The organism is Synechococcus sp. W55.2, from assembly GCF_047461635.1.
Classification (GTDB): Bacteria; Cyanobacteriota; Cyanobacteriia; order Thermostichales; family Thermostichaceae; genus Thermostichus.
The window spans coordinates 1-6,000 of the sequence record NZ_JANSHM010000101.1; the positions used below are offsets into that span (position 1 = coordinate 1).

Annotated in this window: 5 protein-coding genes; 3 read left to right on the plus strand and 2 right to left on the minus strand. The window is 59.1% G+C overall.

Features of this window, described 5'->3' with window-relative positions; all coding sequences use genetic code 11:
* Window positions 1–405 precede the first annotated feature (405 nt).
* On the minus strand, window positions 406–1,320 hold the full coding sequence (locus tag NW828_RS13500) for a hypothetical protein (RefSeq protein WP_414330578.1): 915 nt from the start codon (window positions 1,318–1,320) through the stop codon (window positions 406–408).
* 120 nt (window positions 1,321–1,440) lie between these two features.
* On the opposite strand from NW828_RS13500, the gene NW828_RS13505 reads away from it, so the two are divergent.
* Window positions 1,441–1,815: a rhodanese-like domain-containing protein gene (locus NW828_RS13505; protein WP_011432658.1), complete on the plus strand. Its 375-nt coding sequence runs from the start codon at window positions 1,441–1,443 to the stop codon at window positions 1,813–1,815.
* Window positions 1,816–1,941: 126 nt separating this feature from the next.
* Window positions 1,942–3,744 (plus strand): aminopeptidase P family protein, encoded by a 1,803-nt coding sequence (locus NW828_RS13510; protein WP_414384410.1) that lies wholly within the window; start codon window positions 1,942–1,944, stop codon window positions 3,742–3,744.
* Between the two features lie 27 nt (window positions 3,745–3,771).
* Here the strand turns inward: NW828_RS13510 and rlmN are convergent, their stop codons facing one another.
* Entirely contained in the window at window positions 3,772–4,830 is a 1,059-nt protein-coding gene (rlmN, locus tag NW828_RS13515) for a 23S rRNA (adenine(2503)-C(2))-methyltransferase RlmN (protein WP_414384411.1), read from the minus strand.
* A gap of 402 nt (window positions 4,831–5,232) precedes the next feature.
* On the opposite strand from rlmN, the gene NW828_RS13520 reads away from it, so the two are divergent.
* Complete coding sequence (locus tag NW828_RS13520; protein ID WP_414384413.1) at window positions 5,233–5,889, plus strand: chromophore lyase CpcT/CpeT; 657 nt, start codon at window positions 5,233–5,235, stop codon at window positions 5,887–5,889.
* Window positions 5,890–6,000 lie beyond the last annotated feature (111 nt).

Sequence of the window (6,000 nt, forward strand, 5' to 3'; positions counted from 1 at the left end):
GGCTTGCGACGGGGACACCTTGAGCTTGCAGGATATGGTCAGGACTTGGCTCATAAGTTCATTGTACTTCATCAAAGGGCATTCCTCCCGGCAGTGACCCTACGGGTACAGTGCGGGGCTCCTGCGATTTCTAGCTGAAGATGCCAGTGTTTCTTGAGGTTGGGTCCTTTCAAGACACCTCGACCCAACCTTTCGAGACCCCTCGGGATTGTTCGGTCAATTGCTGGCAGGAGTGGGGCGATCCACCACCGGAGCACCAAGGGAGTCGCCGCTATCGCAACCGCTCAAAAATAGGGCCAGCACCAGAAAGCAAACAAGCTGAGGGGCGCATAGTTTCCCATCTTAACAAGCTCAACTGCCTGTCCAGATTACCCCAGAGCCATTCCTCATCATCCTGAAGATTTCCTAAGGGACGGTGGGGATGGCCAGGGATCCCTCCAGAGCCAAGCGATCGCTGACGATAAGACGCCGACTCTCCAGCGTGATGCCGGTTTGGTTAACCAACATCACAGAAATCCACTCAGAACGGGGTTCTTGCGGAGCATCTGCCTGTAGGAAGATCCCTCCGGCCTGTAGAGGTTCGAGAGCAAACGAGGTCACCTCTGGGTAGCCCGCCCCGGCAACGGGTTGTTCGGCAACGGCGCCCAACAGCAAAGAGTGGGTGAGAGGCTCTGCCACAATCGCCTGCAGCGAATAGGTGGATCCCGGTTTGACCACCTCCGGCAGGTTCAAGGTGACGGTGGGAGGGGCAGATCCAGAGGTGAGGGTGCTGGCCTCCCGCAGCACTTCTTGGTCAATCAACAGCAGTTGTCCGGGATTGGCTGGATCCGGGCGATAGCGATTGCGCACCAGGGCAGAGGCTTCTACCTGAAAGTCCCCCCGCACCGAGGATTGGGATCCCTCTACTTGGCTGAGAATATCCGCAACAATCTCAGGGCCCACCTGCCGCCAGGAGAGGATCTGGGCCGAATAGGTGAGCTTGGGATGAGAGCTCCACAGCTTGCGGATGGCACCTTCCACCTCTTCCCGGTCCAGCCCATCTCGGTGGCGGAAGTCGGGGCTGTAGCCGGCCATCACCCCTGGCAAATCCCGCCGGTTGGCGGCGGCCACCTGCTGGCTTAGCCACTCCACCAGGGCGGCTGGCGGTGGGCTGGAAACTTGCCGCTGGATCCCACTTTCTAGGGGCATCGGGGCAGCTTGGGCCCAAGCCGAGGACTCCGTCCGGCTGACGTGACCGGCTGTCAATCCAAGGGGGATGCTCCAGCTCACGGCCAGAGCAAGGGGCCAAAGCAGTTGCGGAAAGTTAGATCGGGATTTCAAGCCATGGGCCTCCAGCCGGCAAATCTGGATCCCAGTCTAGCCTTAGGGCAGTTGGGATCCCAAAGTCCAGACCAGATAAGATCGATTGGAACAAGCTTTGGCTCATAGCGCCTGTTCTCCATGGCTCCCCAGCACTCTCCAGCTTTCTTGGCCCTGGTCAACGAGGCCAAAAGCCGCATCCAAGAACTGACAGTCGAGCAGGTCAGGCAAAAACAACTGCAAGGGGATCCCTTCTATTTTGTGGATGTGCGGGAAGAGTCGGAGTGGCAAGCCGGCCACGCTGCCGGAGCCATCCACTTGAGCAAAGGGATCATTGAGCGGGACATCGAGAGGGTGATCCCCGACAAAGAAGCGGAGATCGTCCTGTACTGCGGCGGCGGGTTTCGTTCGGCGTTGGCAGCCGATAATCTACAGAAAATGGGCTATCGTCGGGTGATCTCGATGGATGGGGGCATGCGGGCTTGGCGGGAAGCGGGTTTTCCTGAGGAGCGCTAAACCCAGGGGCGCTCTTGTTCTGATTGCAGCATTGGAAGCTTCCCTCTCCCCTTGGGACAAGGGCTAGGGGCAAGGGAAAACTTCTAACCTTGTCTAGAATGACAACAGCTTTGCCCTACTCCTGCCATGCTCCAAACCTTACCCCGCCTGGATGTTGCTGCCCGTTTGCAGCAGTTGCGCCAGCTTCTGCGAGAACAAGATCTGGATGGCTTTTGGGTTCCCTCTGCCGATGAGCATCTCAACGAGTATTTGCCGGAACATCGCAAGCGGCGTCAGTGGATCACAGGCTTTACCGGCTCGGTGGGGGATGCCTTGATCACCCGGGACAGGGCTTGGCTGTGGGTAGATCCCCGCTATCACGAACAGGCGGAGCGGGAGGTGGATCCCAATCTATTGACAGTGATCAAAGGAGGTCTGCCGAATCAGCCCAGCCTGATGGAGATTGTGGAAGAGCTGGGATCCGGCTTTCGCCTGGGGGTGGATCCCTTTACGGTGGCGGTGGCCACCTATCGCCAGTTGCAGGCCCATGCCCAAGCGGGAGGGGTGCTCTTGATCCCGGTCATGGAAAACTTGGTGGATAAGCTGGCTCAGGGATCCGCTCCTGTCGCTCCCTTTGACCGGCCCATTGACTCGGTACCCACCCACCTAAGCGGGGCCACCCCTGCAGAAAAGCTGGCCCAAGTCCGGCAGGAGATGCGCCGCAAGCGGGTGGGGCTGCTGCCCCTGACCAAATTGGATCAGGTGGCCTGGCTGTTTAACCTGCGGGGATCCGACATCCCCTACAACCCAGTGTTTTGGGCCTATGCTTTGGTCAGCCTAGATAGAGCGGCTCTATTCACAGATCTGGAGCGGCTCAGTCCCCCATCTTGGCAATTTCTGGCAGAAGCCGGGGTGGAACTCTGGCCCTACGAGACCTACAGCCAACAACTGCCCCAATGGGCCAAGAGCTACGCGCCGGTGGGCTTGGATCCCAAGCAGACCACCCAGGGCACCCAGGAGCTGCTGCAGGATGCGAGCTGCCGCGAGCTGGAGCACCCAGTAGAAGCCCTCAAGGCCGTGAAAAACCCCACCGAGCTGGAACAGATGCGCCTGGCCAACCGCAAAGCCAGCCGGGCCAAGATCCGTACCCTGGCCTGGATCGACCGGCAAATCCAACAGGGGATCCCCATCAGCGAAGCCGATGTGGCCGCCATCATGGAGGCCCATTACCGGGAGGAAGGGGAGTGGGTGGGCCTGAGCTTTAACACCATTGCCGGCGCCGGCGCCAACAGCTCCATCATCCACTACGGCACTCCGGATCCCCAAAAGCTGCTGCAGCCGGGCGAACTGTTTTTGTTGGACTCCGGATCCCACTACTTGGGGGGCACCACCGACGATACCCGCACCGTTTGGATTGGCCCGCAACCCGCGGATCCCTTGTGCAAGCGGCGCTATACCGAGGTGCTCAAGGCCCACATTCAATGCGCCCGCCAGATCTTCCCCCCTGACACCTATGGGGTCTCGTTGGATGGGATCGCCCGCTCCACCCTTTGGCAGGCCGGGCTGGATTACGGCCATGGCACCGGCCACGGTGTCGGCGCCTTTTTGAACGTCCACGAGGGGCCCAACGGGATCCACCGCCGCGCCAGCACCCCTCTCAAAGTGGGCATGATCAACAGCATCGAGCCGGGCTACTACCAGCCGGGATGGGGTGGGATCCGCCTGGAGAACCTCTACGAGGTGATTGCCATTCCCGAGCCCGAGGGCTGGATGGGCTTTCGCTCCCTAACTTGGATCCCTTTTGATGGGCGCTTGATCGATTGGGAACTGTTGAACGAGGCGCAGCGAGCCTGGCTGGACGAGTATCACCGGCAGGTTTACGTCATGCACTACGCCACCTTGCCAGAACAGGATGCCGCCTGGCTAAAATGCGCCTGCAGACTGAGCTGATGTACTCGCGCAAGCGTTGCGCGGCGATTACAAATCCCCTGGCAAAGAACGCAGGAAGGATCCCCGCAGTTGACCACATGCGGCATTGCCATCCAAACCACGGGTTTGGCGCACGGTGGCCCGCACCTGGTGTTGCTCAAGCTGGCGGACGAACGCTTTGACTCGTGCCGGGTGGGGGCGTTGATAGTCGGCTCCAGAGATAGGGTTGTAAGGGATCAGGTTCACGTGCAGTTGTACCCCTGACCGGCTGGCCTGCTGCAGCAATTGCGCCAGTTGGCGGGCATGAATGGGCAGGTCGTTGACCCCCGACAGCAGGGTATATTCAAAACTGACTCGCCGCCCGGTGCGCAGCATGTAGTCACGGCAATCCTGGATCAGAGCATCCAGAGGGTAGTGGGCTGCCGAGGGGATCAACCGTTGCCGCAGGTCTTGATTGGGGGCATGCAAGCTGACGGCCAGGGTAACTTGCAGATCCTGCTGCGCCAGCCAGGCAATTTGCCGGGGTACCCCCACCGTCGAGAGGGTGATATGCCGTTGGCCGATGCCGATATCTTGATTCAGGCTGCGGATGGCTTGTACCACCGTATCGCGGTTGAGCAGGGGTTCCCCCATGCCCATAAAGACCACATGGCTGACGCGACGGCCAAAATCTTCCTGCACCGTCAACACCTGATCCAGAATCTCGTGCAGCTCTAGGTTGCGCCGGTAGCCCATCTTGCCGGTGGCACAGAAATCGCAGGCCATCGGGCAGCCCACCTGAGAAGAGACGCAGACCGTCAGACGCTTGGCCGTTGGGATCCCTACCGTTTCGATCAACTGCCCATCCGCCAACCCCAGCAGAAACTTCACAGTACCATCGCGGGCCTCTGTCCGCTGCACAATGCGCGACCGTCCCACTGGGTAGCTTTGCACCGCCTCTCGCCAAGCCCTAGGAAACACCGTCACCTGTTCCAGGGAGCGGATCCCTTTTTGGTAGATCCAAGCATGCAGTTGTTGCCCGCGATAGGCCGGCTGTCCTTGGGCAACCGCCCAGTCTTTCAGAGCAGACAAGGATTGCCCCAGCAGGGGAATGGGTAGGGCCGACATAAATCCATCTCAAAAGCACAGGAGTCTGGCTCCTTCACTCTAGCCTGTCCCTGCAACCCAATCCCCTTCAAGAACTCCGTCCGAGTGGCGCGAACGGCCTCGTCGCCACAGGGTTGCGGTTCCCCTGCCCATGGCAACAACTCCGCCAGAGACAGGGCGGGTGACGGTAAGCAACAATGCTCTCTTAAATCCCTTAAATTCCCTTAAATCAAGTTGCCCAAGGGCTTTTCCACCCCGCACTCAAGTACAGGGCTACCAAGCTATTCCCTGGTGTAGTTTTGTAGAGTGTGTTATGGAGTGCGCCATCGGGACGGAGTCCCTGACAGTTGGACAAAGTCTGCAGGATCAGGAGCGCTCGATCTGAATCTTCTCGATTTCAATCCATTGAATCCATCTGAACCTATGTCTGTTTCCCCACAACTGGCTCAACTGGCCACCTGGATGGCAGGGCACTTCAACAACCTGCAGCAGGCGCTCGCAGAGCCCGTCTGGTTTGCCAACATTCATGTGTACCAATGCCCCTTGCCTTGGTCGGTGTTGCAGGGGGTGGGGTTTTACGTGGAGCAACTGTACGACATTTATCCTGAGCAGCCTTACCGACAGCGGGTGATCCACCTCTTCGATACTCCAGATGGGATCCGGATTCAAAACTATGCTCTGACAGCTCCTGACTCCTACAGGTGCGCCGGTCGGGAGTTGTTGCTAAGCAACGCTTACGCGAAGGGGAAATTGGCCGGTCTGACAGCAGCGGAGTTGGAACTCTTGCCCGGCTGTGTCACCCAGGTGGAATGGACGGGATCCTGCTATCGGGGCCGCAGCCTGCCCGGCAAAGGCTGTATTGTTGAACGCAAAGGCAGAACCACCTATTTGTACAGCGAGTTTGAGATCGGAGCCGACTACTTTCACAGCTTGGATCAAGGTCGGGATCCGGAGACCGATCAAGTGATCTGGGGATCCCTATCCGGGCCTTTTCGGTTTGTCAAAAAACAGGATTTTTCCCAGTACCTACCCCGGTGGGCTGAAGTGCTGAACCATGAGGCTGCTGGAGCGACTGGTTGAGCGGCTGTGGGCGCTGGGGATCCCGTTCGCGTCGTCAGCTAGAAATCGCAGGAGCCCCGCACTGTACCCGTAGGGTCAGTGTCGGGAGGAATGCGGAAGTTACGATAGAAC